The sequence below is a fragment of the Mycobacterium kubicae genome (genome assembly GCF_015689175.1).
Lineage (GTDB): Bacteria > Actinomycetota > Actinomycetes > Mycobacteriales > Mycobacteriaceae > Mycobacterium > Mycobacterium kubicae.
The window spans coordinates 4390997-4417933 of sequence record NZ_CP065047.1 but is presented as its reverse complement, the minus strand read 5'-3'; the positions used below and the strand labels follow the sequence as shown (position 1 = coordinate 4417933).

The window sequence follows — 26937 nt, the reverse complement described above, 5'->3', positions numbered from 1 at the left end:
TGCTATTTCGTGCCGCTGGCGGCCTTGCCAGTGTCAGTGGCGCGCTTGCCCGCCCGCTTGGCCGCCTGCGCTTCGTTCTTCATCCGGTGGAACAGGTCGACGTAGTAGGGCAGACATTCCTTCATCGCCTGCTCGGTGGTGAACAACGGTTCGTAACCGAGATCCCGGCGCGCCTTATCCACCGAGAAGTAGTTGTCCAGATACAAGCGCTCGACAGCCAGCGGTTCCAGCAGCGGCGCCGGGAACCCGAACCGAAAGTGCAGCCGCTGCCAGCCCGTCATCACCCAGTGCACCGCCGGTCCGGAAACCCTTATCCGCGGCCATTTTTCGCCGCAAGCCTCTACCACGGGGCGGGCGAACTCGAACATGTTGATCGGGTCGGCGTCGTTGATGAAGTAGGCCTCACCGGGTGCGGTTCCCCCGGGGACCAGGTGTTGGCCGGCCAGGATGAAACCGTGAATGAGGTTGTGCACGTAAGAGTTGTCCAGTTTGGCGGACTTGGGGCCGACCAGCACCTTGACGTGGCCCTTGATCACGCTTTCGAACAGCTTGCGGAACATGGTCTGGTCGCCGGTGCCCCAGATGCCGCTGGGCCGGATGGCGCAGGTGAGCATGCCGTCAACCCCGTTCTGCGACAGCACGAATCGCTCGGCGGTGACCTTGGTCTCGGTGTAGAGGTCGTTGAAGCGGTCGGTATAGGGCAATGTCTCATCGCCGCCGAAAATGTTCTTCCCGCCCATCACCACGCTGTTGGACGAGGTGTAGACGAACCTCTTGACGCCGGCCTGCCGGCCCGCGTGCACCAAGTTCTCGGTCCCGCCGACGTTGACGGCGAAGCTGCGCTGCCGGTACTCCTGGGTCACCGCCGCGCCGCCCATCAATTCGATGATGGCGGCGGTGTGGATGATCGTGTCGATGCCGTCCACGGCGGCGGCGCATACACCCTTGTCGGTGATGTCGCCCTCGAGCACTTGCAACCTCGGATGCTGGGGCAGGGGAGACGGGGCTCGGTCGAAGGACCGGACCTGGTGTCCGCGGTCGAGCAAGGTGGTCACCAGGTTCGCGCCGACGAAGCCTGAGCCGCCGGTGACCAGGACGTTGCCAAGGTCGGTTGTCAGTGCTGCATCACCCATGCCGGGGAGCATAACTGAAACGTGTTCCAGTTTGGAATACAAGTCACCGTCTGGAATCGGTCAAGAACGGGGTGCGTCAGTCCGGCGCGGCCTCTCCGGCGGCCAACGCGTCGGTCACTCGCTGCCGGGCCCCAGCTAAGTGTTGTTCGCACCTTTTGGCGAGTTGCTCGCCTCTTTCCCATAACTTCAGCGACGCATCGAGGTCCAATCCGCCCTGTTCCAGCAGCCGCACGACTTCGATCAGTTCGTCTCGGCATTGTTCGTAGCCGAGCTGACTAATAGGTGTAGTCGAACCACTCTTGTCGTTGTCGCTGCGGTCATCTCGAGCCATCGGTACGTCCTTCGCTGAGTGCTGCCACGGCACCGTCGGCGACCCGCACCCGCAACCGGGTGCCGGCCGGCGCATCCTGGATCGATCGCAACACCTGCGCTTGGCCGTCCTCGGAGACCGTTTGCACGACGGCATACCCGCGGGCCAGGGTGGCCGCCGGGCCCAGGGTCGCCAGCCGCGCGGCCAGGTGGCCGACGCGATCGGTCTCCACGGTGATCAGCCGGGTGATGTCGCGGCGCAGGGCCAGGCGGGCCCGTCCGACCTCTTCTGCGCGTGTGCTCACCATTGTCATCGGATCGGCCAACACCGGGCGGCTGCGCAGCGCCGTCAGTGCCCGTTCTTCGCGGGCGACCCAGTGCCGCAGCGCCTGGGCGCTGCGTCGCCGCAAGTCGTCGATCAGCCGCTGCTCGGCGGCGGTGTCGGGGACCAGCTTCTTGGCCGCGTCGGTGGGGGTGGCCGCTCGCAGGTCGGCCACCAGATCACACAGTGGGTTGTCCGGTTCGTGGCCGACCGCGCTGATCACCGGTGTGCGGCAGGCCGAGATGGCCCGGCACAGCGTCTCGTCGGAGAACGGCAGCAGGTCCTCGACGCTGCCGCCGCCGCGGGCGATGACGATCACGTCGACCTCGGGGTCGCGGTCGAGTTCACGCAGGGCCTCGACGATTTGGGGGACCGCGTTGGGTCCCTGCACGGCGGTGTTGCGCAGGGCGAACCGCGCGGCGGGCCAGCGGGCCGCGACCACCGTCGTCACGTCTCGCTCGGCGGCACTGGCTCGTCCGGTGATCAAGCCAATGGTGTTGGGCAGGAAAGGGATTGGGCGCTTGAGGCGTGCGTCGAACAGGCCCTCGGCGTCGAGTAACCGGCGCAACCGGTCGATCCTGGCCAGCAGCTCACCGACACCCACGGCGCGGATCTGGCTGAGCCGCAACGAAAATGTGCCGCGCCCGGTGTAGAAGGACGGTTTGCCGCAGACCACTACCTGCACGCCCTCGGCCAATTTGACCGGCGCAGCCAACAGCAGATCCCGCGAACACGTCACGGTCAGCGACATGTCGGCGGCGGGGTCGCGCAGCACCATGAACACCGTCTTGGCGTCCGGGCGGGTGGAAATCTGGGCCAATTGCCCTTCTACCCAGACCGTGCCCAGCTTCTCGATCCAGCCCGCGACGCGGATGGCGACCGCGCGGACCGGGAAGGGATTCTCGGCCGAATTCGGTTCAGAACCTCGGGTCACTTCGCGGTCGCGCGGGTGATCCTGTTGGCGATCAGCGTCTGGAACGGGGCGCGCGCCTTGGTGGCCTGCTCGTAGGCCAGCAGGGCTTCGAGTTCGGCGACATCCAGCGACTGCAACCGGGCGCGCAGCTGGGCCAGGGTCAACGTCCCGTAATCCAATTCGCTCACCACGGCCGGCGCCGGCACCGTCGACTGGTCCTCGCCCGATGACGGCGTGGTGGACCGATCGGCCGGATCGAAGCCGGCCGGGTCGGCGACCGAGTACAACGCGAAGCGTCCCTCGGTGCGGCGCTCGCTATCCGGGCTGTCGCCGGGGACGTCGCCGGGGCCGGTCGCAACGCCTTCGATGTCCTCGTCGAAGGTTGCCCACTCGGGCTGCTCGTCCTTGGGCGGGAACAGCGACTCGAGCGTGCTGTCGCCCTTGATCACCAGCTCGGCAAGGTTCTGCTGGAACCGCATCACAATGTGCGCTGCCGTACTGGCCACGGTCATCGGATACATCAGGATGGAACGCGGTAGCTTCATCGTCTCCTCGACGGCGACTGTCGCCGCGCCGACCAGCAGCCGAACCCCATACGGTGCAGTAGCCATGCGACCAAGACTGCCTCAACCGGCGGCTAACTCCAAGCTGACCATCCCGGAATGGCGCCCGGACAGCCGCGAAATGGCAGACCGGCGTCGGCAGAACGTACCCTGAATGCCATGGGGCCGACTATCGACATGGGGATTCCGGGTGCGTCCAGCTCGGTTGCCGATCTCCCCGCCGGCAAACGAGTGCTGCTGGCCGAGCCGCGCGGCTACTGCGCGGGCGTGGACCGGGCCGTCGAGACCGTCGAGCGCGCTCTGGAAAAGCACGGCGCCCCGGTTTACGTGCGTCACGAGATCGTGCACAACCGCCACGTGGTGGACACCCTGGCGCAGGCCGGTGCGGTGTTCGTCGAGGAGACCGATGAGGTGCCCGAGGGAGCCATCGTGGTGTTCTCCGCGCATGGCGTCGCGCCGACCGTGCACGCCGCGGCCGCCGCGCGCAACCTCAAGACCATCGACGCCACCTGCCCGCTGGTCACCAAGGTGCACAACGAGGCACGTCGCTTCGCCCGGGCCGATTACGACATCTTGCTGATCGGTCATGAGGGCCATGAGGAAGTGGTGGGCACGGCCGGAGAGGCTCCCGAGCACGTGCAGTTGGTCGACGGTGTTGCAGCCGTCGACCAGGTGACGGTCCGGGATGAGAACAAGGTGATCTGGCTGTCGCAGACCACGCTGTCCGTCGACGAGACCATGGAAATCGTCGAGCGGCTGCGCCAACGCTTCCCGAAGCTCAAAGATCCGCCCAGCGACGACATCTGCTACGCGACGCAGAACCGGCAGGTCGCCGTCAAGGCGATGGCGCCGGAGTGTGAGCTGGTGATCGTGGTCGGATCCCGCAACTCGTCGAACTCGGTGCGGCTGGTCGAGGTGGCGCTGGGCGCCGGATCGCGTGCCGCGCACCTGGTCGACTGGGCCGACGACATCGACCCGGCGTGGCTCGAGGGGGTCACCACGGTGGGCGTCACTTCGGGCGCATCGGTGCCGGAGGTGCTGGTCCGTGGCGTGCTGGAGCGCCTGGCCGACTATGGCTACGACGTGGTGCAACCGGTGACGACGGCGAACGAGACGCTGGTCTTCGCGCTGCCTCGCGAAATTCGGCGCTGAACGTCCTAGATGTCGTACTCCCAGGACTCGGCCTGGGGTCTGCGGGGTGCTCGCGACCGACTCCGCCGCTCAGCGCGCGGCTCGTCGCGCGGTTCGCCTCGCGTTTCGCTTCGCGGCTCGGTGCGGCCTGCGCCGGCACGGTAACGGACCTGCGAAATCGGATGATGCGTCGAGCCGTTGGTGCCCGAGCCATTCGTGCTTGAGCCATTCGTGCCCGAGCCGTTGGGTGTGGGACGCCGGCGCCGGGGCGGGTAGGCCTCGTGCGGCTCATAGGGCTCGTAACCGCCGCGTCGGCGCTCGTAGCGGTTGTAAGACTCCGAGCGGCCCGCCGGCTCCGGCGCATCGTAGGAGTCGTACGGGTCGAAGCGGCTGCTGCGCGGAGCGGGCCGTTCGTAGGCGCCGCGGCGCGCGTAGGGGTCGCGGCGCGTCTCTCGCGGCGGCTGGGCGCGCAGGTCCGGTTCCCCCTGCGGGCGGGGCCGGCGCCGCGGCCGCGCCGCGCGTTGCGGTGCGTCATTGGGGTCGAATTCGGGCCGGTCGAAGTCGCCGGCCGCCGTCCTGCGGCTGGTGCGCCGCGGCCGCTCGGGCGACGGTTCGCGCTCGTCGTCCAGCGGCGGGCGGCCGTGCCGGGACCGGGTGCGGCTGGAGCGTTGTGTAGAGCGATTGCTGCGCGCCGTCCGACTGGTGCGCGCCGAGCGGTTGCGCGAGTGGGCGGGTTGGGTGCCGCTGCCGGGGTCGGCTTCCTCCCCGTCGACCTCGGTGGCCAGCACCGAGCGGATTTTGGCGATCAGTCCGGTCAGGAACGGCGTGCGCTCGGCGCGGCCGGTCCGGGCGTCCTTGGCGGTCTCCTCCTCGGCCGCTGGGGACCGCCGGTGCGACATACCGAAGTACCACCGGACCAGGCCGATCAGCAGAACGACGCCTGCGGTACCCAGCATCAGCGGGAACCGTTCGATCAGTGGATAGCCGCAGTTGATCAGCAGGTCTTTGAATTTGTCGACCTTGCCGCCGTGGAACAGCCAATAAGCGCCGGGCACCGTGCAGAACAGGATCAGCGGCGGCTGGATGACGGCGGTGAAGACGCCGGCCTGCCGTACCGCCAGCACCGCGGCCACACAGCCGGCGATGTAGCAGCCGGCGAAGACGTGGGTCAATTCCTTGTGACCGGCGTCGATTCCATAGCCGATGGCCGTCCCGGTGACGGCAATCAGGACAGCCGTCCACCACGGCACACCTGCGATATTCGGGATGATCGAGCGGTGGCTTGGTTCCACCGCTGAGCCCGCCCGCTGCGCTGACACATGTTGACCGTACCGGCTGTCGGCCTAAAGGCCCGTATATAGCTGGACATCCTCGGTGGGCGCGCCTGAAATAAACTTGATTCCTCGTGAGCCTGAGCCTGGGAATCGTCGGTCTGCCCAACGTCGGTAAGTCGACTCTGTTCAACGCGCTGACCCGGAACAATGTGGTGGCGGCCAACTATCCGTTCGCGACGATCGAGCCGAACGAGGGTGTGGTCTCGTTGCCCGATCCGCGGCTGGACAAGCTGGCCGAGATGTTCTCCTCGGCACGAGTCGTCCCGGCCCCGGTGACGTTCGTCGACATCGCGGGCCTCGTGCAGGGCGCCTCCGAAGGGGCCGGGCTGGGCAACAAGTTCCTGGCCCACATCCGGGAGTGCGACGCGATCTGCCAGGTGGTGCGGGTCTTCGCCGACGACGACGTCACGCATGTGGCCGGACGGGTCGACCCCGGCTCCGACATCGAGGTCGTCGAAACGGAGTTGATCCTGGCCGACCTGCAGACGCTGGAGCGGGCCATTCCCCGGCTGGAGAAAGAAGCGCGCAACAACAAGGAACGGAGGCCGCTGTACGACGCGGCCGTGGCTGCCCAGGACGTGCTCGACAGCGGCAAGACGCTGTTCGGGGCGGGGGTGGACGCCGCACTGCTCCGGGAATTGAATCTGCTGACCACCAAACCCTTCCTGTACGTGTTCAACGCCGACGAGTCGGTGCTCACCGACCCCACCCGCATCACCGAGTTGCGTGCGCTGGTCGCGCCGGCCGACGCGGTGTTCCTGGACGCCGCGATCGAGTCGGAACTGATCGAACTCGACGACGAATCGGCCGCCGAGCTACTGGAGTCGATCGGGCAGACCGAGCGCGGACTCGACGCGCTGGCCCGGGCCGGCTTCCACACCCTCAAACTGCAGACGTTCCTCACCGCGGGCCCCAAGGAGGCGCGGGCCTGGACCATTCACCAGGGTGACACCGCCCCCAAGGCCGCCGGGGTGATCCATACCGACTTCGAAAAGGGCTTCATCAAGGCCGAGATCGTGTCGTATGACGACCTGATCGCCGCCGGATCCATGGCGGCGGCCAAGGCGGCCGGCAAGGTGCGGATGGAGGGCAAGGACTACGTGATGGCCGACGGGGACGTGGTCGAGTTCCGCTTCAACGTCTGAGGCAACCGAAGAAGGGAGGTCGTGACCAGCCGATGCGCGCCCATCAGCATGCCGGAGAGAGCGCGGCGGCGTAGGGTTCTAGCAGGGCGAGGCAAGTCAGCCGTTTCTAAAGCCGTCCGGAGAGAGCCTGTCATGGCATCGGACGCCGGGTATGAATCTTCTATTCGAACGGCCATGGCCGAGTTGGCGCGCAACATCATCGCCGACACCGAGATCGACAGCACTCTTGCCAGGGTTACTGCCTCGGCCGTTGCGCTCATCCGCGGTGTTGACTACGCCGATGTGATGTTGGTGGACGGCAAGGGTTTTCGTTCGGTGGCTCCCACCGATGGCGTGGTCACGAAACTCGACGCGACGCAGATGCGACTGGGCGAAGGACCCTGCTTGATCGCGGCTGTCCAAGACTCCGTCGTTCGATGCGCGGACCTCCGCACCGAAGAGCGGTGGCCTGCGTTCGCGGCCGCCTCGATTGAGGCAGGCGTTCTGGGCGTCATGTCATTCCAGCTCTTCAGTCACAGAGGTGGCGCTGGGGCGCTCAACCTGTGCAGTCGCGTGGCGAATGCCGTCGATCCCGAGGGTCAAGCGCTCGGAGCGATCCTGGCCACCCACGCCGCAACCGCCTTGGCGGCGGCCAGCAGGACGAACGAGTTTCGATCTGCGCTCGCCAGCCGCGACCTCATCGGTCAGGCCAAGGGCATCATCATGAATCAGTTCTCGTTGAACGCGGTGCGCGCTTTCGAGCTGATGGTCAGGCAGTCCCAGGACAGCAATACGCCGGTCAGAGTCGTGGCTCAGCAGATAATCGACTCCTACACAGGCGCGAGCACGGCTGACTGACGGGGACGTGGTGGAGTTCCGGTTCAACGTGTACGCGGGGGTAGTCGCGACCGAGAGTCGCACTTACATTGGCACTGTGAGCGAGGATTGGCGCCTTCATCGAGTCGATGAGATCCGGTCGTTGATCAAGCAAGCCGAACCCGACGTCGTCGAGGAGATCAAGTGGCGCACGCCGTCCAACCCTGATGGCGTGCCGGCGTTCTCACTGGACGGCCTAATTTGCACGCTGGAGATGTACAAGGGCAAGGTCAAGGTCAACTTCGCGAAGGGCGCGCGGGTAGACGACCCGGACGGTCTGTTCAATGCCAGCCTCGAGGCGCCAGTCGGACGTTCCATTGATCTGCGCGAGGATGACGAGTTGGATGCGGACGCGTTCAAGGCGTTGATCCGAGAGGCCGTCCGGGTCAACCGCAGTTGACGCACGTGGTGGAGTTTCGGTTCCACGTCTAGGAAAAGCCGTCGGGCACTGACTGGCTGAAGCTTTCGCCTGATTCACCAGTTGTGAAACGCCGCGACCGCCCAGCAGCCTGGCTCTAAAATCAGCCGATGGAGCGGCGGGACACAATCCAAGGAATCAAGCGGGTTGATCTGCAGAGTCGTGGGCAGTGGCGACGACGAATGTGGTGGTGGCTAGGTGGTCCCATCGTCCTGAGCAAGGCTGCGATGACTCACGTCTGGCCGAAGATCAACCGCTTCGAGGCGCCGTTGATCGAAGCCACTAGGGGGCGGTTGAAGTTGAGCGCTAATTTGCCGATGGTGGTGTTGACGTCGGTGGGTGCTCGTAGCGGGGAACATCGAGAAGTTCCACTTGCCTACTTCACCGACGGTGATGACGTGATACTCATTGCGTCGAACTACGGAGGTACCCGCCATCCCGCGTGGTATCACAACCTGCGCGCTCACCCCGAGTGTCAGTTGCACATCGGACCTCGGGGCGGTTCGTTCCTCGCAAGAGAAGCCGTCGGCGCCGACCGAGACCGCCTGTACGAGCTCGCCACTGATCGGCTCAGCAACGTTTTCGCGTTGCACGACAGGCGAAGTGGTGAGGCGCGGACGATCCCCGTAATGCGATTGACGCCTCTAGACGAAGCACGGTAGCGCTCGCGGTCGGATCCGGACTGGGGTGACGGCGACGTGGTGGAGTTCCGCTTCAACGTCTAGCCAACCGGCACGGTCGTTCTCGTCGCTGCGGTGTTGTCGGAGGGGATGCCTAGCATCGCCTGACTATGAAATTCGTATCCACCCGGATCATCACCGCAGATGTCCATCGGCTCGTCGCCTTCTACGAGATGGTCACCGAAATCTCGGCACTATGGGGCAACGAACTGTTCGCCGAGATCCCCACGCCGGTGGGAACACTGGCCATCGGCAGCGACAAGACCGTGCCGCTGTTCGGAGCGGGATCCGCCCAGCCGGCCGCCAACCGGAGCGCCATCGTGGAGTTCATCGTCGCGGACGTGGACGCCGAATACCAGCGGCTCCGCGGACGCCTGGCCGAGGTCGTGACCGAGCCGACGACGATGCCGTGGGGTAACCGTGCCCTGCTGTTTCGCGACCCGGATGGAAACCTGGTCAACCTCTTCACGCCGATGACTGCGGAGGCACGCGCCAAATTCGGTGCGTGAGCCGCTGAGTTGGCGACATCGACCGGCTCAGCGCTGCTGGTAAGCCGCTGACTGCACCGATGGTGTCGTCGGTGGTGCCGGGACGCTGGGTGACGTCGGGGCACCAGGACCTCTGCTGGGCAACGAGGGCGGCGTGAGCGAGCCGTACTGCGGGCAGTAGGCCTGGATGGCGGCGCCGGTGAAGTAGGCGGCATTCTTCGGCGGCCAGCTGGTGGCGTCGGTGACCTTGGTGATCAGGTCCGCGTTGCTGGTGTTGGGGTTGGTGCTGAGCGTGCCGCAGACCACCGTTTTCGCGACCTGAATCGCCTTGTCGGGTGCGCCGTAATTCATGCCCGAGGTGTTGAGGTTGGTGATGAAGGCGTCGTCGGTGGAGTCGGCAGAGGCCGGCGCGGCCAACCCGATGAGAAGGGCCAGCAACGCTATGGCTTTCACCACCATGACATCCCCCTGCACGTCGCGACGAGACTCCTCGGATTCTAACTAGCACTCGACGCGCATGGTCGGGTTCGGCCGCACAGCCTGGCACCCCGAGCGCTCGTGTACTACTTTCCGTAGTAGGAATCGCGAGGAGGCAAAGATGCGCTGGCGCGGAGTGAGTCACGTCGAGTTCGCGGTCATGGACTACGACGAGTCCATCGCGTTCTACGACGCGTTGTTCGGCTGGCTGGGCTACAGCAGCTTCTCGTCGCTGAACATGGAGTACCAGTCGATCTACTACATGACGCGAAATGTCAATCCGCACAGTTACATTGGCATCCAACCAGCCCGCGCCGGTGGGAAGCTGACACACCGCGACCAGGCGGTCGGCATCAATCACATTGCGCTTTGGGCCCGCAGTCGCACCGAAGTCGACCGCTTTCATCGCGATTTCCTGATCCGGTGTGGTGTCCCCGTCACCGATGAACCGGCGGACTATCCGCAGTACTGGCCCGGCTACTACGCGGTGTTCTTCGACGATCCCGTCAACGGGATTCACTGGGAGTTGGCATGGGTGCCCAAAGTCCCGACCCCACGCCAGGTTTGGTCGTTCATTCGGGCGATCCGCCGCTTCGCCAGAAGTCGTCCGGATCTGGCGAACACCGTCCCCGGCGTCTTGTGGCAGGCGCGACGCACCCTGCCCGCTGGCTGAATCAGCCGTTTGCTGATGGATAGGTGCCGAATTCGTATTCGAGCAGATGCCGTCGCGTTATTAGACTGACGTACTAAGACGTCAGCCATTTGCTGTGCGAAGCGTGAGAAACGCCACAAATTTTGATTCGCTACATATGTTCTGGGTAGCGTCCGTGCCCATGATCGTTCTTGCAACACTGTTAACGCTGGTTAATCAAGTCTCCGGAACGCCGTATATTCCGGGTGGCAATTCTCCCGCTGGTACGGATTGCTCGGGACTGGTTTCCTGGGTCGCGAATGCGGCAAGTGACCGTCCCGTCTTTGGTAGCAGGTTCGACACGGGCAACGAAGAGTCTGCATTGGCCGCGCGCGGCTTTCGACCGGGAACCGCGCCCAACGCCCTGGTAATCGGTTGGAACGGTGGTCACACCGCGGCAACCTTGCCCGACGGCACTCCCGTCTCCAGCGGTGAAGGCGGCGGCGTGCACATTGGCGGTGGCGGTGCCTACCAGCCGCAATTCACCCATCACATGTATCTGCCGATGGAGCCTGAACAGGTGGACGGCGACGTGCCCGCGCCCGACGCACCCGTCGTTCTGGCCGATGCGGTGGAACCGCCGCCGCCGGCCCCCGCGCCCGAACCCGACCCGGCCGGTGATCCCGCTTAACCATTTCCCCAAAACAAAACCGACATCTGATCTCAGAAAGCGATATCAATGGCGATATCGCTTTCTGTCTTTCTGCAACGGGTGATGCGTGGTGCCGGCTTCTAGCTATGAGTAATTAGCCGAATTGATGTTTGCCGAGTACGTCACAATCGCGATCGCCAATGACCGCGATCACGTCCTGCAATTGATGTGGGATAGCTCATAAATGCCAGGTGCACCTTCGGTTCACGCTGAGCAAGAGGGTCGCTCAGCGCCTCCGCGGCTCCCTACCCTCGCCACGAGGGAACACGAGGGAAGGAGACAGGCCGTGACCACCTCGACCACCCACCTCGGCAGCGTCATCGCCGCCAACCGCAACGCCATCAGCGCCGACCGTGCCAACGCCCGCGTCGTCTTCACAGCCTCCGCCGCCGCGCACGACGCGGTGGCCAGCACCGCCAGCCTCGGCCAATACCGCGTCGAGGTCGACGAACCGCCCGCCCTCGGCGGAGCAGGCAAAGCTCCCAATCCCGTCGAGTACTACCTGGCCTCGCTGTTGTCGTGCCAGATCGTGACCTGGCGGGTCTGGGCAGAGAAGCTCGGCATCGCGGTCGACGAGCTCAGCGGGTACGCCGAAGGTGATCTGGATGTGCAAGGCTTCTTCGGATTCGACGACGCGGTGCGCGCCGGCTTCCAGGAGGTGCGCGTCGTGGTCAAGGTGCGCGGGCCGGAGACGCCGGAACGCTACCGGCAATTGCAAGAGGCGGTCGATGCGCACTGCCCGATTCTCGATCTGACGCGCAATCCGACTCCCGTCACCACGCGAGTGGAGATCGGCTGACTAGGCGAGCTCACTCACCGACACCTCGATCTCACCGCCCAATTGGTAGCCCGGCGCCAACGGCAGTGTGTCGCCGCTCCAAAACTTGCCTGGGTCAAACCAATTCGCGTCTTTGTCGGTGACGAGTAGGCCCATCTCCTCGTAACTGATCGCCACCGTTTCGGCGCAGTATGCCGTTTCCAGGCCCATCTTGCGTTGTTGCTCTCGGCGCTGCTGGGTGCGTTGGTGCACCTTCTTGTCGACCCACGGCAGTCCGCGGGTCCAGTCGCTGATCGTCGGCAACCGGCCGCGCAGCCACCGGCCGGTCAACCGCACGCTGGTGGGAAACGCCGTCCCGTTCATCCGCGCGATCACCCGCAGTAGCTCGTCTTCTTGTTCCCGAGTGGCATACGGGGTCAGCTGGCGCAGCCAGCAACGCTGGTGATAACGCTGCGTCCACCGCAGCACCGCTTCGCGCAGATCGTTGAGCTGCACGCCGCGATGGTTGGTGCCGGTCCACAGGTCCACCAGCTTGTCCCCGAGTTCGGCATGCCAGATCAGGGGTGGCAAGTCGTCGATCGCCACCGTCATCCCGACGTGATTGACGGGGGCGTTGGTCAGCGTCTGGATGGCCCGGTCGGGTCCAGAACCGCCGCGAAACAGCCAGAGATCACCGGTCCTGGTTTCGTTCAGCGCTTGGTCGAGGGTCAACATGGTCGCTAACCGTGCCACATTTCACGGGCGCAGCGCGCAGCTACTCCGTCAGCCCAGCTGGGTCGGGCTTAGCCTGTGGTCATGGGCAGCATCTGGAAATGGGTCGGGTTGGCCGGTGCGGCCGGCGTTGTCGCCGGTGGCGCGCTGGTGGTGCGCGACCAACGCAAACGCCGCGCCTACACCGCCGACGACATTCGGGCCCGACTGCATCAACGGCTGGCCGAGGCGGGTGATCAGTCCGGGTCGGGCCCGACGTCGACCGCGAACAACCGGTAGCTGCCGGAGAAGCCCTTCAACTCCACTTCGCGTCCGTCATCGAATCCGATGTCGTCGCAGTCGCGCACGGCGTCGCGCACCGTTTCGCTGACCAGAATCTCCCCGCCGCCGGCTTGGCCGGCCACCCGCGCGGCCATCGCGACGTTGCGGCCGAACAAGTCGTCGCCGCGGCGCACCGAGCGGCCCATGTGAATACCGATCCGCACCCGAATCTCCTGGTGCCGCTTACGTTTTCCGTCCTGGAAGATCGCATGCTGCATTTCGATGCCGCATCGGACAGCTTCCTCGGCGCGCGAGAAGGCGATCATGAACCCGTCGCCCTGGCTTTTCACCACGTGCCCGGAGCGCTCTTGAGCCAGTTTGTGTACCAGCTTGTCGTGTGCGGCGATCAGTTTCACCCAAGCCCGGTCACCGATGCGCTCGTTGAGAGCCGTCGACTCCTCGATGTCGGAGAACAGAATCACCACCCGGCCATCCGGGGTCACCTTGGCCAAGTCCGGCCGCTCGACCTCCGCCCAATCGGCAAGGTCTTCGATCGAACTGCGCACCACCGCGCCGAAGCCTTCTTTGCGGACCAGGTTGGCGGTGTTCCACACCGTCTTGACCGCTTCACGCCCGCCGGAGAGCAGCCGGTTGCGGGTGTCGGATCGCTGCCGCAGTTCCTCGACCTCTTGACGGGCGCCGACGAGGAGCCGCCACAGCACCACCAGTCCACCGGCCTCGACGACAGCAAGCCCGGCCAGGACGTAAACGGTGATGTGCATGGCGTCTCCCATGGCAGACATCCTGTCAATACGGCGCTGGCCTGCCCTTGTCGGGCCGATGGGCGATGTTTAGGGTTGAATTCGGCCGCCGCGGGGAAGCAAATCTATAAGCGCCGATTTGGTGACTGTCGTGTAGACCGTCCTGGAGGTGGGGTTTGGCCGACGGCGAGCGTAACGCCTCAGATGTATTTGTCATCTTCGGAATCATCGGAGATCTCGCCCGCAAGATGACATTTCGAGCGTTGTACCGGCTGGAAAGCCGCAAGCTGCTGGACTGCCCGATCGTAGGCGTAGCTAGCGATGACCTGTCCGTCGAGCAGGTCGTCGAGCTGGGTCGGGAGGCCATTGCCGAGGCTGAAGAGACGATCGACGACGCGACCTTCGACCGCCTCGCCGGTCGGTTTTCCTACCTGTCGGGCGACGTCACCGACAGTGAGCTTTACGAGCGGTTGGCCAAACAGATCGGCTCCTGCGACCGGCCGCTGTACTACCTCGAGATGCCACCGGCCTTGTTCGCCCCGATCGTGGAAAGCCTCGACAAGGCCGGGCTGCTGGAGGGCTCGCGGGTCGCGGTGGAGAAGCCGTTCGGCCACGATCTAGAGTCCGCCCGCGAACTCAAGGCCCGGATGCGTGCGGTACTCAGCGAAGACCAGATCCTGCTGGTGGATCATTTCCTGGGCAAGCAGCCCGTCATCGAGATGGAATACCTGCGGTTCGCCAACCGGGCTCTGGCCAAATTGTGGGATCGCGACACCATTTCGGCCATCCACATCACCATGGCGGAGAACTTCGGTGTGGACGACCGGGGCAAGTTCTACGACGCGGTCGGGACCCTGCGCGACGTCGTCCAGAACCATCTGCTTCAAGTGCTGGCCCTGGTTGCCATGGAGCCGCCGGTCGGACCCAGCGCCGACGATCTCAACGACAAGAAGACCGAAGTCTTCCGCTCCATGCCGGCGCTGCACCCCAAGCACTGCGTGCGCGGCCAGTACCGCGGCTACACCGACGTCGAAGGGGTGGCAAAGGATTCTCAGACGGAGACCTTCGTCGCGTTGCGAGCCGAGATCGACAACTGGCGTTGGGCCGGGGTGCCGATTTACCTCCGGGCGGGCAAGGCATTACCCGAGAAGGTCACCGAGGTGCGCCTCTTCCTGCATCGCGTACCGGCCTTGTCCTTCCTGCCCGAGCGGCGACCGGCCAGCCCAAACCAAATCGTCATCCGCATCGACCCCGACCCGGGGATGCGTCTGCAGATGTCGGCCCAGCTCGGCGACTCGTGGGAAGACATCCACCTGGATTCCTGCTTCGCCGAGGACCTCGGTGAGCCGTTGCGGCCCTATGAACAACTTTTCCACGCCGGGTTAACCGGCGATCACCAGCTTTTCGCCCGAGAAGACAGCGTCGAGCAGACCTGGCGAATACTGCAGCCGCTACTTGACGAGCCCAGTGAGATTCACCCATACGACCGGGGCACGTGGGGGCCGGAAGCCGCAAAGGAGCTGCTGCCGAGTCACCTCTGTTGGCAAGAACCGTGGATGCCGCGGACCGCGAAAAAGACTGACTGAAGGAGCCGGGAGTATGCAGCTAGGGATGATCGGGCTGGGCCGGATGGGCGCGAACATCGCGCGCCGCGTGGTCGACGACGGACATGAGTGCGTCGTCTACGACCACAATCCGGACGCGATCAAGGCGATGGAGGGCGAACAGAACATCACCGGCGCGCACTCGCTGGAAGAGCTGCGGGACAAGCTCAGTGCCCCACGGGTGGTCTGGGTGATGGTGCCGGCGGGGACCATCACCACCGGGGTGATCGACGAACTGGCCAAGACGCTGGAGTCCGGCGACATCGTCATCGACGGCGGCAACACCTACTACCGCGACGACATCAAGCACGCAAAGACTCTGTCGGACAACGGAATTCACCTTCTTGACTGCGGCACCAGCGGCGGCGTGTGGGGCCGGGAGCGCGGCTACTGCCTGATGATCGGCGGGGACGCCGAAGCGGTGGCCCAGGCCGAGCCCATCTTCGCCTCGGTGGCGCCCGGCGTGGACGCGGCACCGCGGACACCCGGCCGGGACGGCGAAGTGTCGCAGGCGGAGAAGGGGTACTTGCACTGCGGACAGTCCGGGGCGGGTCACTTCGTCAAGATGATTCACAACGGCATCGAGTACGGCATGATGGCCTCGCTGGCGGAGGGACTGAATATCCTGCGCAACGCCGACATCGGCACCCGCATCCAACAGGGCGACGCCGAAACCGCGCCGCTGACCTACCCCGAGTGCTACCAGTACAACTTCGACATTCCCGACGTCGCCGAGGTGTGGCGCCGCGGCAGCGTCATCGGTTCCTGGTTGCTGGATCTGACCGCCAGCGCGCTGCACGAATCCCCGGACCTGAAGGAGTTCTCCGGGCGGGTCTCCGACTCCGGCGAGGGCCGGTGGACCTCCATCGCGGCGATCGACGAGGGCGTGCCGTCGCCGGTGCTCACCACCGCGTTGCAGTCCCGTTTTGCCTCACGAGACCTCGACGACTTCGCCAACAAGGCGTTGTCGGCGATGCGTAAGCAGTTCGGCGGACACGCGGAGAAGCCCGCTAACTGATCCGTCTGACGAAGTCCACGACGACGTCGCTGAACGCATCGTTGTCGTCACCGGCCGCGGTATGCCCGGCGTTGGACAACTCGGCGAATTCCGCGCCGGGCACCTTGGCCAGGAAGTCCTGCACGCCTTCGGGGCTGACTACGTCGGACAGCTTGCCGCGGATCAGCAGGATGGGAATCTTCAGGTTGACAGCGGCCTGCTCGAATCTTTCCGTGCGCAGGTCGGGATCGTCGTCGGGCTTGCTCATCATCGCCGGGTCCCAGTGCCAGTACCAGCGTCCGTCGCGCAGGCGCAGATTCTTCTTCAAGCCCTCGGGGCTGCGCGGCTTGGTGCGGTGCGGCAAGTACGCGGCGACGGCGTCGGCGGCCTCTTCCAGCGAGCCGAATCCGTGCAGACCGCTGAACATGAAGTCACGGATGCGCGCGCTGCCGTCCTTTTCGTAGCGGGGTACCACGTCGACCAGCACCAGGCCGGTGACCCGCTGTGGGCCGGCGCTTTCGGCGGCCAGGATGCCGGTCAGTCCACCCATGCTGGCGCCGATCAGCACGACCGGACGACCGATCGCCTCCTGGACGTGCAACACGTCGTCGGTCAACTTCTCGATGGCGTAGTCCGCGTTGGGTGCGCGGTCGCTGTCGCCGTGGCCGCGGGTGTCGAGCGCGACGACGTGGTAGCCGCCGTCGGCGAGGATCTGCCCGGTGGCCTTCCAGGAGAATCGATTCTGGCCGCCGCCGTGCAGCATCAAGATGGTCGGCCCGGTTCCGGTGCCGCGGTTCCACTCGTCGGCGACCAGCGTGAGGGCGTCGGCACCGGAAAACTCGACCGTCTGGGGGCTGCTGCTCACGGTGCTCACGCGCGTCTCCTCGGCTGACTCCCAACCGACGTTACCTAGGTCGGCTATCGACTTGCGCGGTGGGTCCGATGAGTTCTGGCAAGCACGGAGGTCTATCCCTGCGAGACCCTGTTGACCAACGTTTAGGAGACGGCCATGCCATCGATCACGCCCTCGCTGTGGTTCGACGACAACTTGGAGCAAGCGGCGGAGTTCTACACGTCGGTGTTTCCCAACTCGAAGATCGAGAATCTCGCCCGTGCCACCGAAGCGGGGCCGGGCGAGCCCGGTGCGGTGCTGTTTGGCACCTTTGTGCTGGACGGCACCCGCTTCATCGGGATCAACGGCGGGCCGGTGTTCTCCTTCGATGAGGCGGTGTCTTTCACGGTGCACTGCAAAGACCAGGAAGAAGTGGACTACTACTGGGACCGGTTGACCGCCGACGGCGGTGAAGAGTCGCAGTGCGGCTGGTTGAAGGACCGGTTCGGCCTGAGTTGGCAGATCGTGCCCGACCGGCTCTATGAGTTGGTCGGCGACCCGGACCCGGCCCGGGCCGCGGCGGCCACCCAGGCGATGCACGGCATGCGCAAGATCGTCATCGCCGACCTGGAGAAGGCGGCCGCCAACGCCTGATCAGGCGATCGCTTCGGGCAACACCCGCAGCGGGCGGAATTCCACCCGGGAATCCGATGTGGTGATGCCCCGCGCCTCCATTTGACCCAGCGGCAACCCGCCGAGCAAGCCCGGATTCGCTGCCGAGCCCAGGGTGTCGGCGGCGACGGCGCTCACGGCAGTACCGGACAGCGGCGCCGCGGCGGCGGTCGTCATGGCCGGGGCGGCGCCGGCCCAGGCTTGCGGCACGGACAGCGTTCCGACCGACGCCGCCTTGCCCAGGCCCGCCGAAACCGCGCCGGCGACACTGGCAGGGGCGCTCAGCGCGTGGGCGGCGGCCTGCCCCGCGGCGGCGGCGGCCTGGCTGGCGACCGCGGCGGCCGCAGGGAACAGGCCCTTGATGGTCGACATCATCGACATGCCCAACCCGGCCAGCGATGTGGAGGCGAAGAACGGGGTGCCGAAGATGCTCATCACGGTGTTCAAGTCCTGGATCCAGGCCGGAAGCACGGACTGGGTGATCGGGTCGACGATGCCGGCCAGCGCGCCGGGCACCGCGGAGGTGAGCTGGTTGAGCGCGTTGATGATCTCGGTCGCCGCGCAATTGCCGGCGGTTTGGGCCAGCGTCGCGGCCTGGGTGAGCAAGCCGGCCGGGCTGACCGGTGGGGGTGGCTCGGTGAACGGGGTCAATGCGGTGGCGGCCGCGGAGCTGGCCGCGTAGCCGTACATCGCTGTGGCGTCCTGGGCCCACATCTCGCCGTATTGCGCTTCGGTGGCCGCGATCGCCGGGGTGTTCTGGCCCAGCACGTTTGTCGCGACCAGCGCGCCCAGCTGGGTGCGGTTGGCCGCGACCAGGGCCGGGGGAACGGTCATCGCGTAGGCCGCCTCGTAAGCCGAGGCGGCCGCCTTGGCCTGGCCGGCCGCCTGCTCGGCCTGCTCGGCGGTAGCGCTCAGCCATGCGGCGTAGGGGAGTGCGGCGGCTGTCATCGCCGCCGCGGACGGTCCCAGCCACGGGCCGGCGATCAGCCCGGAGATGACCGAATGAAAGGAGAGGGCGGTGGAGTTGAGGTCGACGGCCAGCGCGTCCCACGCGGCCGCGGCGGTCAGCATCGAGCCGGCGCCGGGGCCGGCGTACATGCGTGCGGAGTTGACTTCTGGTGGCATCGCCGCAAAACTCATCGTCCCTGGTCCTCCCTTTAATGTCCCTGGGAAATAGTTTGGGGCGGCGACGGATGGAAGTCTGTCGACCGAGCGGCTACACCGGCGGATGAATGACGTGTCCCCCGATCGACGGTCTTCTTGTCCCCCGATCCGACGGTTACGTTGGATTTGGCGGACCCGAGGCGGTAGAAGGAGTGAAGATGTCGCAACCAGGCTGGATCGACGTGAAGGGCCCGAACGGGGATCTGAAGGCCCTCACCTGGGGTCCCGCCGATGCGCCAATTGCGTTGTGTCTGCACGGTTTTCCCGACACCGCATATGGGTGGCGCAAGGTCGCGCCGCGGCTGGTCGACGCCGGTTGGCGGGTGGTAGCGCCGTTCATGCGCGGGTATGCGCCGTCGGCGATCCCGGTCGACGGCAGCTATCACATCGGGGCACTGATGGACGACGCCCTGCGGGTGCGCGCGGCCGCCGGAGGCACCGAGCAGGACGTGGTGATCGGTCACGACTGGGGAGCCATCTCCGGTACCGGTCTGGCGGCCATGCCGGACAGCCCGTTCGCCAGGGCGGTCATCATGTCGGTGCCACCGGCGGCGGCCTTCCGGCCGCTGGGCCGGGTGCCGGACCGGGGCCGGCTGGCCCGTGAGCTACCGCGTCAGATGGTGCGAAGCTGGTACATCAGCTACTTCCAGTTGCCTTGGCTGCCGGAGCGGTCCGCGGCGTGGGTGGTACCGCGGTTGTGGCGGCAGTGGTCGCCGGGCTATCACGCCGACGAAGATCTGCGCCACGTCGATGCGGCGATCGGCACCGCCGAGAGTTGGCGGGCGGCGTTGGGCCCGTATCGCGCGACGATCCGCAACACCCGTCCGCCGCAGCAGTACGCCGAACTGCACCGGATGTGGACCGAGGCGCCCAAGCTGCCCACCCTCTACCTGCATGGGTACGACGATGGTTGCGCCACACCGGCATTCACTCACTGGACGCAGCGGGTACTGCCCGCCGGCAGCGAGGTGGCCATAGTCTCCCAAGCCGGGCACTTCCTGCAGCTGGAACAGCCGGACCGGGTCGCCGATCTGGTGCTGGAGTTCATCGGATCGCCCGGCTAGCGCGTGGCGATGACTTGCGGGCGCCCGATGGCTGCCGTCGATGCGCAGTTCTTCTGGATGTCGGCCAAGATCCCCAACGACCAATTCCTGCTGTACGCCTTCGACGGGCAACCGTCCGACCTCGACGCGGCTCTGCACCGGACCTGCCAGCGGGCCTGGGCGTGCCCGGAACTGAATATGCGGGTCGACGACGGGTGCGGGTGGACCTATCCGCGGTGGGTGCCGGCGGCGGCGCATCGCGGGCAGATCCTTCGCCATGAGTTGGCGGACGCCAGTTGGCAGGGTTGTCTGGCGGCTGTGGTCACCCTGGCCGATCACCAGCTCGACCTCCGCGAAATCCCTTGGCAATTGCATGTATTCACTCCGGTATATGGGATTGCGGGCGTCGACGGACCGGGCACGGTGGCCGTGCTGCAACTTCCGCATGCGCTGGGTGACGGCGCGCGGGCCTCGGCCATGGCGGCTTGGCTTTTCGGTCGGGAGGCGGGTGTGCCGCGGGTGAGGCGGCGATCGGGTTTCCTGCCGACGCGTGCCATTGCCGCGGCCCATGCCCATCGGCAATTGGTCCGCGACATCGACGCCGGCGTGCTCGCGACTGGAGTGGGGGCGCGGCCGCTACTGGCGATCAATTCCCGGCCCGAAGGTGTGCGATCGGTGCGGACCCTGGTGCGGCGGCGCTCCGAGCTGCCGGGCCCAACGGTGACGGTCGGGGCCCTGGCGGCGGTGTCCACCGCGTTGTGGCGGCTGCTCGGTGCCGGCGCCGAAACGTTGGGTGCCGAGGTGCCGATGGCCAAACCTGGTGTGCCGGAAGCGCATAACCACTTCGGCAACGTCGCCGTCGGACTGTATCCACGGCTGAACTTCGCCGAAAGGGTGCAGCGCATCACCGCCGACCTTGCCAACGGGCGTCGGCGTATGGCCCATCGCGCCGCGCGCTGCGGTGATCGAGCATTCGCAGCGGTGCCCGCGCCGTTGCTGCGTTGGGGCGTGGGGAAGTTCGATCCGGGCGTCCGGCCCACGCAGGTGGCCGGTAACACCGTGGTGTCCAGTGTCAACCGCGGAGCGGCCGATCTGCGTTTCGACGGTGCGCCGGTAGTGCTGACAGCGGGCTACCCCGCGCTGTCGCCGGTGATGGGCCTGACCCACGGCGTGCATGGCATCGGCGATACCGTCGCGATCAGCGTGCACGCGGCGGCATCGGCCGTCAGCGATATCGACACCTACATCGATCTGTTGGACGCCGCGCTCAACGAATGTTAGTGCCCCTCACCGGCTCTCGCCGCCTCTTCACGCGTCAGTCCGATCGCCAGGATCAGCTCCTCGTGCAGTTCGAACCACACGGTGTGATAGGAGTCGATCAACGGTCTGGTGAGCCACGCGAGATCACCGGCGTTCACTTTCTCTAGTGCCGCATCGAGTTTCGTCGCGTATCCGCCCAGGCGCGGCAGTTCGACAGCCCCGGACGCCACCAGGGGTAACACGCGCCGGTGCACGTCGTCCAGTCGCGCCAGGACTGCGGCGTCGTACTCGGCGTCGTCGTGGGTGTTGGGCTGCCCGCCCGGGCCGCCCTTGAGTTGCCAGTCGGTGATCAGCGCCTTGAAATCCTGATTGACTGCACTGAAGCGGTGGTAGACATCGGTCATCACGGTCGCGTCGATGCCCGCACGCTCCGCTGCGAGCAATGCGTTGAGCCGGGCGCGACCGTCCGGGCTGATCCGCAACATGTTGTCTCCGACCAGCAGGCCGGTCGCGGTGAGCTCTTGGACCGCCTGGCGTACCTCGGCCTCCGGTGCCCCGGAGGGCGCCAACGTCTGCGCCAGGTCTGCGAGGCCCACCCGGCCTTTCAGCCGAACTGCCTGCAGTACGCTCAGCTCTGTCACGGAACCGATTGCAGCCGAAGCGCATTGAGCATGCTGATCAGGGGAGCGGCCGACACGACGTCGGTGTGGCCGGCCTTCATGGCCGCGGTCACCGCGGCGTCGGAGGGATCTTCCAGCTTGGGGTAGTCGCCGTCGGGGTGGGCCCGCAAAGGGCTGATGCGCAATGCGATGTCGGCCAGTTCTTGCAGTTCGGGCGTGTCGCTCTCCGACCAGGCGCACGGCGTCAAATCGCCTTGGCGCACTTCGCCTTCGTAGCCGTCGACGGTGATGAGCTTTCCGGCCAGGTCGGCCGCAACTCCGTGCCCACAACCGACCACGGCCACCCGCCCGAGTTCCCGGCTCACTACCGCCGCGTGGCTGGCCGCGCCGCCGACCTCGGTGACGATGCCCTGTGCGGCCAGCATGCCCAGCACGTCTTCAGGTCGGGTGTGGTCGCGCACCAGGATGACCCGTTCTCCCCGATCAACGGCGGCCAGCGCTTCGTCGACATCGGTGTAGGCGGTTCCGGTTGCCACCCCGGGACAGGCCGGCATCCCCCGGGCCAACAACGGTGCGGCCAAACGTTTTTCGGGCTGCAAGCAGGGCTGGAGGACGGCTTCGACGTGTGTTGGGCTTACGCGGCGCAGCGTTTCGGCGTCGTCGATCAGGCCTTCGCGGCGCAGTTGTAGCGCCAAGCGCACCGCGGCTTGCGCCGACCGCTCGGCCGCCCGGGTCTGCAACAGCCAGAGTCGGCCGTCTTCGACGGTGAACTCGATCTCCTGGACGTCGCCGACGAGTCGTTCGAGGCTGCGGGCGGCGTCCATCAGTTCGTCGTAGACTCCCGGCTGCTCATCGCGCAGCGCGGTGATCGGCTCCACGTCGACCAAGCCCGAAACCACGTCGTCGCCCTGGCCTCCGGGCAGCCACTCACCGAACGGTTCGTCAGCACCCGAGATCGGGTTGCGCGAAGACAGCACGCCCGCGCCGGACTTCTCGGTGTGGTTGCCGAACACCATGGCCTGCACCACGACCGCCGTGCCGCCCCGATCGTCGAGCCCGTAATGAGCGCGGTAAGCGACCGCGCGGGGCGAATTCCACGAGGAGAACACCGCCTCGATCGCCGAGCGCAGTTGGTCGTACGGCTCAGCGGGCACTGGTCCGCCGACGATCCGCTGGTACATGCGGATGAACCGTTGCCTGGTGTCCCGGGCGAAGTCGCCGGGGTGGGTCTCGGCCAGCGCCTGTTCGACGGCGTCGTTGATACCGAGGTCAAGGATGGTGTCCATCATGCCGGGCATCGACTGGGTCGCGCCGGAACGGACGCTGACGAGCAGGGGGCGGGGCCCGTGACCGAAGGTGCGTGATGTTTGGTCTTCCAGCCAGCTCAACCGGTCTCGTACGTCGTTCCAGATCGCGTCGATCGTCTCGCCGGGATCGGCGAGGTAGCGGCCGCCCACGTCGGTGGTGATGCAAAATGCGGGTGGCACCGGCAGATTGTGTCTGCGCATCATGTCGATGCCGTGGCCCTTGTTGCCGAGGATCTCGCGCGGCAGCTGTACCTGGCCGTCCAGCAACACGACGGTGTCATGCGGGAAGTTTGGGAGGGACGCGCGGCCTCGCGCGGTGCGAGCCATTTGCACCCCCTCTGAGTTGAGCAGTCCTGATGCTGGTCGGGCAAACGCAGAACGCCGCAATGTTCCCATACGGATCAGCGGAGTCAGCGGCTCGCCGGTCCTGTTTTGAGCGGTACCCAATGATCTAGTTTTGAACGTATGACTCCGTATGACGTCGCATTGCTGATCCTGCGGCTGGTGCTGGGCCTGACACTCGCCGCGCATGGCCTCAACAAATTCTTCGGCGGCGGTCGGATACCGGGGACCGCGCGCTGGTTCGAAAGCATCGGGATGAAGCCGGGCAAGTTCCACGCCGCCGTCGCCGCGACCACCGAAACCGCTGCGGGGTTGGGGCTGGCGGCCGGGCTGCTCACCCCGATTCCGGCCGCGGGTTTCGTCTCCCTCATGCTGGTCGCCGCCTGGACCGTGCACCGCGCCAACGGATTCTTCATCGTCAAAGAGGGTTGGGAGTACAACCTCGTGCTGGCGGTGACCGCCGTCGTGGTGGCCACGCTGGGACCCGGCAAGCTCAGCCTGGATTATCTGATCTTCGGGAGAGACCTCTGGCTCAAAGACTGGGAGGGTCTGCTCCTCTCAGTGGGCCTCGGTCTGGCCGGCGCCCTGGGTCAGTTGCTCATCTTCTACCGCCCGCCCGCCAAACAAGCGAGCTAGCTGCTCGGCCCTATGGGTCATCTTCTGCCACCAGAAGTCTCTCGGGGTGGCGCCTCTCTGTGTCAATGGTGTGGTGGTTCGGTTATATGGTGGTTGTTAGCTGGCCCGGTTGAGTGACTTAGTCCGAAGCGTCGGTGTTGGGGTTTTAGCCGGCCGCGCGGGACTTCTGAGCCGCCCCCATGTGTCCCGCCGGGTCAGCCCTGAATCTGGGAGCTTCGCGCTGTAATTGGCGGTAGACAACGTCAGATAGGCGCCGTTTGAGGCAGCGCATGGCTTCTTTGCGGCTTTTTCCTTCCGAACGTTTGCGCAGGTAGTAGGTCTTGCCTGGGGATGGGCGCCGGATCTGGGTCAACGCCATGACGTGCAGGCAGTAGTTGAGCTGGCGGTCGCCTGCCCGGGATAGCCGGTGGCGGACCACATCGCCGGAGGAGGCTTCGATGGGAGCGGTGCCGGTGTAGCTGGCGAAGGCGGCCGCCGAGCGGAAACGGGTAATGTCTCCAACCCGCGCGAGGATTTTGCCTGCGGTGAGGGCTCCGATGCCTGCTAGTTGAGTCAGGTTGGTGCCGGTGGCGGTGACTGCGCCATCAATGTCATTGGTGGCTTTGGTGATCCGGCGATCGAGCTGACGCACCTCGCTGATCAGATCGAGCGCCAGGTTACGCAACGCTTTCGAGGCGGGGTGGCGAGGTCGAGCAGCGCGCAGGAGTCCAGCAGCCTGGTCTGCGGTCAGGTTGCGCCCGGCGCCGGCGAGAACCAGCTTTGTCAGTACGACGTGGAGTCGGTTGATGGTCTGAGTGCGAACCTTGACCAGGTCATCGCGATGCTCGACGATCGCACGCAGTGCCGTGGTCTCCGCGGTGTTCTGGGCGCTGTTGAGCGCGTGCGATGTGAGCGCCGCGATACCCACTGATAGTGCGTCGGCATTGTCATTTTTGCGGCCGTGGCCGCTCGACAGCAGCCGGACCCGTGCAGCGAGCTTGGCTGGCACGTCAAGGACCTCGATGCCCTCTGCGTGCAGCCGCGTGGTCAGCGGCGCCCCGAGACCAGGGGCTCCTTCGATAGCCCAGTCTGCGTGGGGCCATCGACGAGCAAAACGCCGCAGCGTCCGGTAACCATCGCGGCTAACTGGGACGCGAATGGTGGCCAAAGGAACCAAAGCGGCATCGACAGCGGCAGCGGTCCATGACCCCTTGTGAGGATCAACGGCAATCACTACCCGGCGGAGGTGAGTATTTGTCGTCACCGAAAGAGCACCAACCCTTCTTCATGAACTCAATTTGGAAGCAAGGAGGGCACACCAACTTTCGGCTACGCAGGCCTCTCTTCAGCCACTCCTTGCCTGAGGCGGTGGTGACCGGCCGGCAAGCCACCCCGGAGTCAGCCAGCAGGCGACAGTGGAAGGTCGAGCCTTGACCGGTCATCACCTAGGAATCATGGCTGCAGACCTGATTCCCTGCACGCATTAGACAAGTTGGTGGTAGGTGTTGGTGCGGGGTTGGCCGTGGTCCAGGTGTGGTGGGGGGATCCATTCGGTGTCGGCTCGGGTGTTGGTGCGGGTGGTGTAGCCCTGTTCGGCGAGGGGGTGGTGGCCGCCGCAGGCCAGGGTGAGTTGGTTGATGTCGGTGGTGCGGGTCTGCGCGTAGGGGATGACGTGGTGGACTTCGCAGTAGTAGCCGGTGACGTCGCAGCCTGGTGCGGTGCAGCCGCGGTCTTTGGCGTACAGCACGATGCGTTGGGCGGGGGAGGCGAGGCGTTTGGTGTGGTACAGCGCTAGGGCGTTGCCGCGGTCGAAGATGGCTAGGTAGTGGTGGGCGTGGCGGGACAGCCGGATGACGTCGGACATGGGCAGCAGGGTGCCCCCGCCGGTCAACGCTTTCCCCGCGGCTGCCTCTAACTCGCGCAGGGTGGTGGTGACGATGATGGAGGCCGGTAGTCCGTTGTGCTGGCCGAGATCGCCGCTGCACAGCAGCGCCCGACACGCCGCCAGCATCCCGTCGTGGTTGCGCTGGGCCGTCGAGCGCAGATCGTGCCGAACCGCCTCTTCCGACGGCGCCACCGCCACACACGGGGTGTCGTCGTCGGGGTTGCACATGCCCGGGGCGGCCAGCTTGGCCAGTACCGCTTCTAGGGTGGCGCGCGCTTCAGGGGTCAAATAGCCCGTCAGCCGCGACATGCCATCGACGTCCTGCTTACCCAGCGTGACCCCGCGCCGGCGGGCGCGGTCGTCGTCGGTGTAGTCGCCGTCCGGATGTAGGCAGTCCATCAGCCGTTCGGCGAGTTTGGCCAACTGGTCGGGCCGGTACTGACCGGCCAGCCGCGCCAGATGTTCCTCGGCCTTCTCTTGCGTCTCCACGTCCACGTGGGCGGGCAGGTGCTTGACGAAATCCCGGATCACCCGCACATGACCCTCACCAATCAGGCCGGCGCGCTGCCCGTGGGCGGTGGCGGTCAGCTGCGGCGCCAACGGTTCACCGGTCAAGGCGCGCCGTTCGCCCAGTTCTGCGGCCTCGGCCACGCGTCTGCTGGCTTCTCCGGGGGTAATACGTAGCCGCGCCGCCAACGCCTTGGGTAATCGGCCGCCCAGTTCTGCCTCGCTGGCCTGCTCGGCGAGCTGGTTGATCAACTGATGCCGCGCGGCCGGCAACCGGCGCACCACCTCTTCCTGCCGGGCCAGATACGTCAGCCGCTCCGGGGTCGTCAGCACGTCATACGTCAGGTCGAGCACACCAGTGACCGCCTCGCGCAACGCCTCATAGGCGGCGGCGATCTCCTCCCGCGTACTCGAACGCATGTTCGAATAGTATCGCCGACCACCGACAGGCAAGCCGCAGCTCCACC

The 26937-nt window shown here is 65.9% G+C and carries 30 protein-coding genes; 16 read left to right on the top strand and 14 right to left on the bottom strand.

Going from position 1 to position 26937, the window contains the following annotated elements; all coding sequences use genetic code 11:
* Nucleotides 1–2: 2 nt before the first annotated feature.
* The 4 genes from I2456_RS20605 to I2456_RS20590 form a co-directional block, all read right to left on the bottom strand.
* The gene (locus tag I2456_RS20605) at nucleotides 3–1145 is read right to left on the bottom strand and encodes a 3-beta-hydroxysteroid dehydrogenase (RefSeq protein ID WP_085073966.1); all 1143 of its coding nucleotides are present in this window, start codon (nucleotides 1143–1145) and stop codon (nucleotides 3–5) included.
* Between the two features lie 64 nt (nucleotides 1146–1209).
* Nucleotides 1210–1464: an exodeoxyribonuclease VII small subunit gene (locus I2456_RS20600; RefSeq protein ID WP_068027604.1), complete on the bottom strand. Its 255-nt coding sequence runs from the start codon at nucleotides 1462–1464 to the stop codon at nucleotides 1210–1212.
* Nucleotides 1451–2698, bottom strand: coding sequence for an exodeoxyribonuclease VII large subunit (gene xseA, locus I2456_RS20595; protein ID WP_085073965.1), 1248 nt, complete (start codon nucleotides 2696–2698; stop codon nucleotides 1451–1453). Before xseA ends, I2456_RS20600 begins: the two co-directional genes overlap by 14 nt.
* Nucleotides 2695–3288, bottom strand: coding sequence for a lipid droplet-associated protein (locus tag I2456_RS20590; RefSeq protein WP_085073964.1), 594 nt, complete (start codon nucleotides 3286–3288; stop codon nucleotides 2695–2697). The genes xseA and I2456_RS20590 overlap by 4 nt, the downstream gene beginning before the upstream one ends.
* A gap of 111 nt (nucleotides 3289–3399) precedes the next feature.
* Here I2456_RS20590 and I2456_RS20585 point away from each other — a divergent pair, with 111 nt between their 5' ends.
* Complete coding sequence (locus I2456_RS20585; RefSeq protein ID WP_085073963.1) at nucleotides 3400–4392, top strand: 4-hydroxy-3-methylbut-2-enyl diphosphate reductase; 993 nt, start codon at nucleotides 3400–3402, stop codon at nucleotides 4390–4392.
* Nucleotides 4393–4397: 5 nt separating this feature from the next.
* On the opposite strand, the gene I2456_RS20580 is transcribed toward I2456_RS20585, so the two are convergent.
* Nucleotides 4398–5690, bottom strand: a complete 1293-nt coding sequence (locus I2456_RS20580) for a DUF6542 domain-containing protein (protein WP_186246569.1) — start codon at nucleotides 5688–5690, stop codon at nucleotides 4398–4400.
* An 86-nt stretch (nucleotides 5691–5776) separates the two neighbouring features.
* Here I2456_RS20580 and ychF point away from each other — a divergent pair, with 86 nt between their 5' ends.
* From ychF to I2456_RS20555, 5 genes are all read left to right on the top strand, one after another.
* Nucleotides 5777–6850 carry a redox-regulated ATPase YchF gene (gene ychF / locus I2456_RS20575; protein ID WP_085073961.1) on the top strand — a complete coding sequence of 358 codons (1074 nt, stop codon included), beginning with the start codon at nucleotides 5777–5779 and terminating at the stop codon, nucleotides 6848–6850.
* Between the two features lie 21 nt (nucleotides 6851–6871).
* Nucleotides 6872–7687 carry an ANTAR domain-containing protein gene (locus tag I2456_RS20570; RefSeq protein ID WP_241007775.1) on the top strand — a complete coding sequence of 272 codons (816 nt, stop codon included), beginning with the start codon at nucleotides 6872–6874 and terminating at the stop codon, nucleotides 7685–7687.
* Between the two features lie 76 nt (nucleotides 7688–7763).
* A complete protein-coding gene (locus I2456_RS20565; protein ID WP_068028218.1) occupies nucleotides 7764–8105 on the top strand; it encodes a DUF1801 domain-containing protein in 342 nt (113 codons plus the stop codon).
* Between the two features lie 128 nt (nucleotides 8106–8233).
* Nucleotides 8234–8785: a nitroreductase/quinone reductase family protein gene (locus I2456_RS20560; RefSeq protein ID WP_085073959.1), complete on the top strand. Its 552-nt coding sequence runs from the start codon at nucleotides 8234–8236 to the stop codon at nucleotides 8783–8785.
* A gap of 128 nt (nucleotides 8786–8913) precedes the next feature.
* Nucleotides 8914–9312 (top strand): VOC family protein, encoded by a 399-nt coding sequence (locus I2456_RS20555; RefSeq protein WP_085073958.1) that lies wholly within the window; start codon nucleotides 8914–8916, stop codon nucleotides 9310–9312.
* A 27-nt stretch (nucleotides 9313–9339) separates the two neighbouring features.
* Here I2456_RS20555 and I2456_RS20550 read toward each other — a convergent pair whose 3' ends face one another.
* Complete coding sequence (locus tag I2456_RS20550) at nucleotides 9340–9765, bottom strand: DUF732 domain-containing protein (RefSeq protein WP_241007774.1); 426 nt, start codon at nucleotides 9763–9765, stop codon at nucleotides 9340–9342.
* 124 nt (nucleotides 9766–9889) lie between these two features.
* On the opposite strand from I2456_RS20550, the gene I2456_RS20545 reads away from it, so the two are divergent.
* From I2456_RS20545 to I2456_RS20535, 3 genes are all read left to right on the top strand, one after another.
* Complete coding sequence (locus tag I2456_RS20545; protein ID WP_085073957.1) at nucleotides 9890–10441, top strand: VOC family protein; 552 nt, start codon at nucleotides 9890–9892, stop codon at nucleotides 10439–10441.
* Between the two features lie 160 nt (nucleotides 10442–10601).
* Nucleotides 10602–11090: a peptidoglycan endopeptidase gene (locus I2456_RS20540; protein ID WP_186246568.1), complete on the top strand. Its 489-nt coding sequence runs from the start codon at nucleotides 10602–10604 to the stop codon at nucleotides 11088–11090.
* 307 nt (nucleotides 11091–11397) lie between these two features.
* Nucleotides 11398–11910 (top strand): OsmC family protein, encoded by a 513-nt coding sequence (locus I2456_RS20535; protein ID WP_241007773.1) that lies wholly within the window; start codon nucleotides 11398–11400, stop codon nucleotides 11908–11910.
* Here the strand turns inward: I2456_RS20535 and I2456_RS20530 are convergent, their stop codons facing one another.
* Nucleotides 11911–12603, bottom strand: coding sequence for a guanylate cyclase (locus tag I2456_RS20530; protein WP_085073954.1), 693 nt, complete (start codon nucleotides 12601–12603; stop codon nucleotides 11911–11913).
* An 81-nt stretch (nucleotides 12604–12684) separates the two neighbouring features.
* Here I2456_RS20530 and I2456_RS20525 point away from each other — a divergent pair, with 81 nt between their 5' ends.
* On the top strand, nucleotides 12685–12879 hold the full coding sequence (locus tag I2456_RS20525; RefSeq protein WP_068027641.1) for a hypothetical protein: 195 nt from the start codon (nucleotides 12685–12687) through the stop codon (nucleotides 12877–12879).
* On the opposite strand, the gene I2456_RS20520 is transcribed toward I2456_RS20525, so the two are convergent.
* Nucleotides 12837–13664 (bottom strand): adenylate/guanylate cyclase domain-containing protein, encoded by an 828-nt coding sequence (locus I2456_RS20520; protein ID WP_068027644.1) that lies wholly within the window; start codon nucleotides 13662–13664, stop codon nucleotides 12837–12839. The genes I2456_RS20525 and I2456_RS20520 overlap by 43 nt on opposite strands.
* Before the next feature lie 134 nt (nucleotides 13665–13798).
* Between I2456_RS20520 and I2456_RS20515 the strand changes: the two genes are divergently transcribed.
* Together I2456_RS20515 and gnd are read left to right on the top strand one after the other, a co-directional pair.
* A complete protein-coding gene (locus tag I2456_RS20515) occupies nucleotides 13799–15208 on the top strand; it encodes a glucose-6-phosphate dehydrogenase (RefSeq protein WP_085073953.1) in 1410 nt (469 codons plus the stop codon).
* A 13-nt stretch (nucleotides 15209–15221) separates the two neighbouring features.
* Entirely contained in the window at nucleotides 15222–16244 is a 1023-nt protein-coding gene (gnd, locus tag I2456_RS20510) for a phosphogluconate dehydrogenase (NAD(+)-dependent, decarboxylating) (RefSeq protein ID WP_068027649.1), read from the top strand.
* Here gnd and I2456_RS20505 read toward each other — a convergent pair.
* Nucleotides 16237–17097, bottom strand: a complete 861-nt coding sequence (locus I2456_RS20505; protein WP_068161043.1) for an alpha/beta fold hydrolase — start codon at nucleotides 17095–17097, stop codon at nucleotides 16237–16239. The two genes, gnd and I2456_RS20505, sit on opposite strands and share 8 nt — an antisense overlap.
* A gap of 135 nt (nucleotides 17098–17232) precedes the next feature.
* On the opposite strand from I2456_RS20505, the gene I2456_RS20500 reads away from it, so the two are divergent.
* Nucleotides 17233–17709, top strand: coding sequence for a VOC family protein (locus I2456_RS20500; RefSeq protein WP_068027655.1), 477 nt, complete (start codon nucleotides 17233–17235; stop codon nucleotides 17707–17709).
* Here the strand turns inward: I2456_RS20500 and I2456_RS20495 are convergent, their stop codons facing one another.
* The gene (locus I2456_RS20495; RefSeq protein WP_068027658.1) at nucleotides 17710–18867 is read right to left on the bottom strand and encodes a PPE family protein; all 1158 of its coding nucleotides are present in this window, start codon (nucleotides 18865–18867) and stop codon (nucleotides 17710–17712) included. It abuts the gene before it with no gap.
* Nucleotides 18868–19049: 182 nt separating this feature from the next.
* Here I2456_RS20495 and I2456_RS20490 point away from each other — a divergent pair, with 182 nt between their 5' ends.
* Nucleotides 19050–19955 (top strand): alpha/beta fold hydrolase, encoded by a 906-nt coding sequence (locus tag I2456_RS20490; protein WP_068161079.1) that lies wholly within the window; start codon nucleotides 19050–19052, stop codon nucleotides 19953–19955.
* A 9-nt stretch (nucleotides 19956–19964) separates the two neighbouring features.
* The gene (locus tag I2456_RS20485) at nucleotides 19965–21215 is read left to right on the top strand and encodes a WS/DGAT domain-containing protein (protein WP_241007772.1); all 1251 of its coding nucleotides are present in this window, start codon (nucleotides 19965–19967) and stop codon (nucleotides 21213–21215) included.
* Here I2456_RS20485 and I2456_RS20480 read toward each other — a convergent pair.
* Together I2456_RS20480 and I2456_RS20475 are read right to left on the bottom strand one after the other, a co-directional pair.
* The gene (locus tag I2456_RS20480) at nucleotides 21212–21835 is read right to left on the bottom strand and encodes a MarR family transcriptional regulator (RefSeq protein WP_085073951.1); all 624 of its coding nucleotides are present in this window, start codon (nucleotides 21833–21835) and stop codon (nucleotides 21212–21214) included. The genes I2456_RS20485 and I2456_RS20480 overlap by 4 nt on opposite strands.
* Nucleotides 21832–23448, bottom strand: coding sequence for a pyruvate, phosphate dikinase (locus I2456_RS20475; protein WP_085073950.1), 1617 nt, complete (start codon nucleotides 23446–23448; stop codon nucleotides 21832–21834). The genes I2456_RS20480 and I2456_RS20475 overlap by 4 nt, the downstream gene beginning before the upstream one ends.
* Before the next feature lie 138 nt (nucleotides 23449–23586).
* Between I2456_RS20475 and I2456_RS20470 the strand changes: the two genes are divergently transcribed.
* The gene (locus tag I2456_RS20470; protein WP_068027666.1) at nucleotides 23587–24099 is read left to right on the top strand and encodes a DoxX family protein; all 513 of its coding nucleotides are present in this window, start codon (nucleotides 23587–23589) and stop codon (nucleotides 24097–24099) included.
* 145 nt (nucleotides 24100–24244) lie between these two features.
* On the opposite strand, the gene I2456_RS20465 is transcribed toward I2456_RS20470, so the two are convergent.
* Together I2456_RS20465 and I2456_RS20460 are read right to left on the bottom strand one after the other, a co-directional pair.
* Nucleotides 24245–25312 (bottom strand): IS110 family RNA-guided transposase, encoded by a 1068-nt coding sequence (locus I2456_RS20465; protein WP_241007953.1) that lies wholly within the window; start codon nucleotides 25310–25312, stop codon nucleotides 24245–24247.
* Nucleotides 25313–25561: 249 nt separating this feature from the next.
* Nucleotides 25562–26890, bottom strand: coding sequence for an HNH endonuclease signature motif containing protein (locus I2456_RS20460; RefSeq protein ID WP_163703911.1), 1329 nt, complete (start codon nucleotides 26888–26890; stop codon nucleotides 25562–25564).
* Nucleotides 26891–26937: the final 47 nt, after the last annotated feature.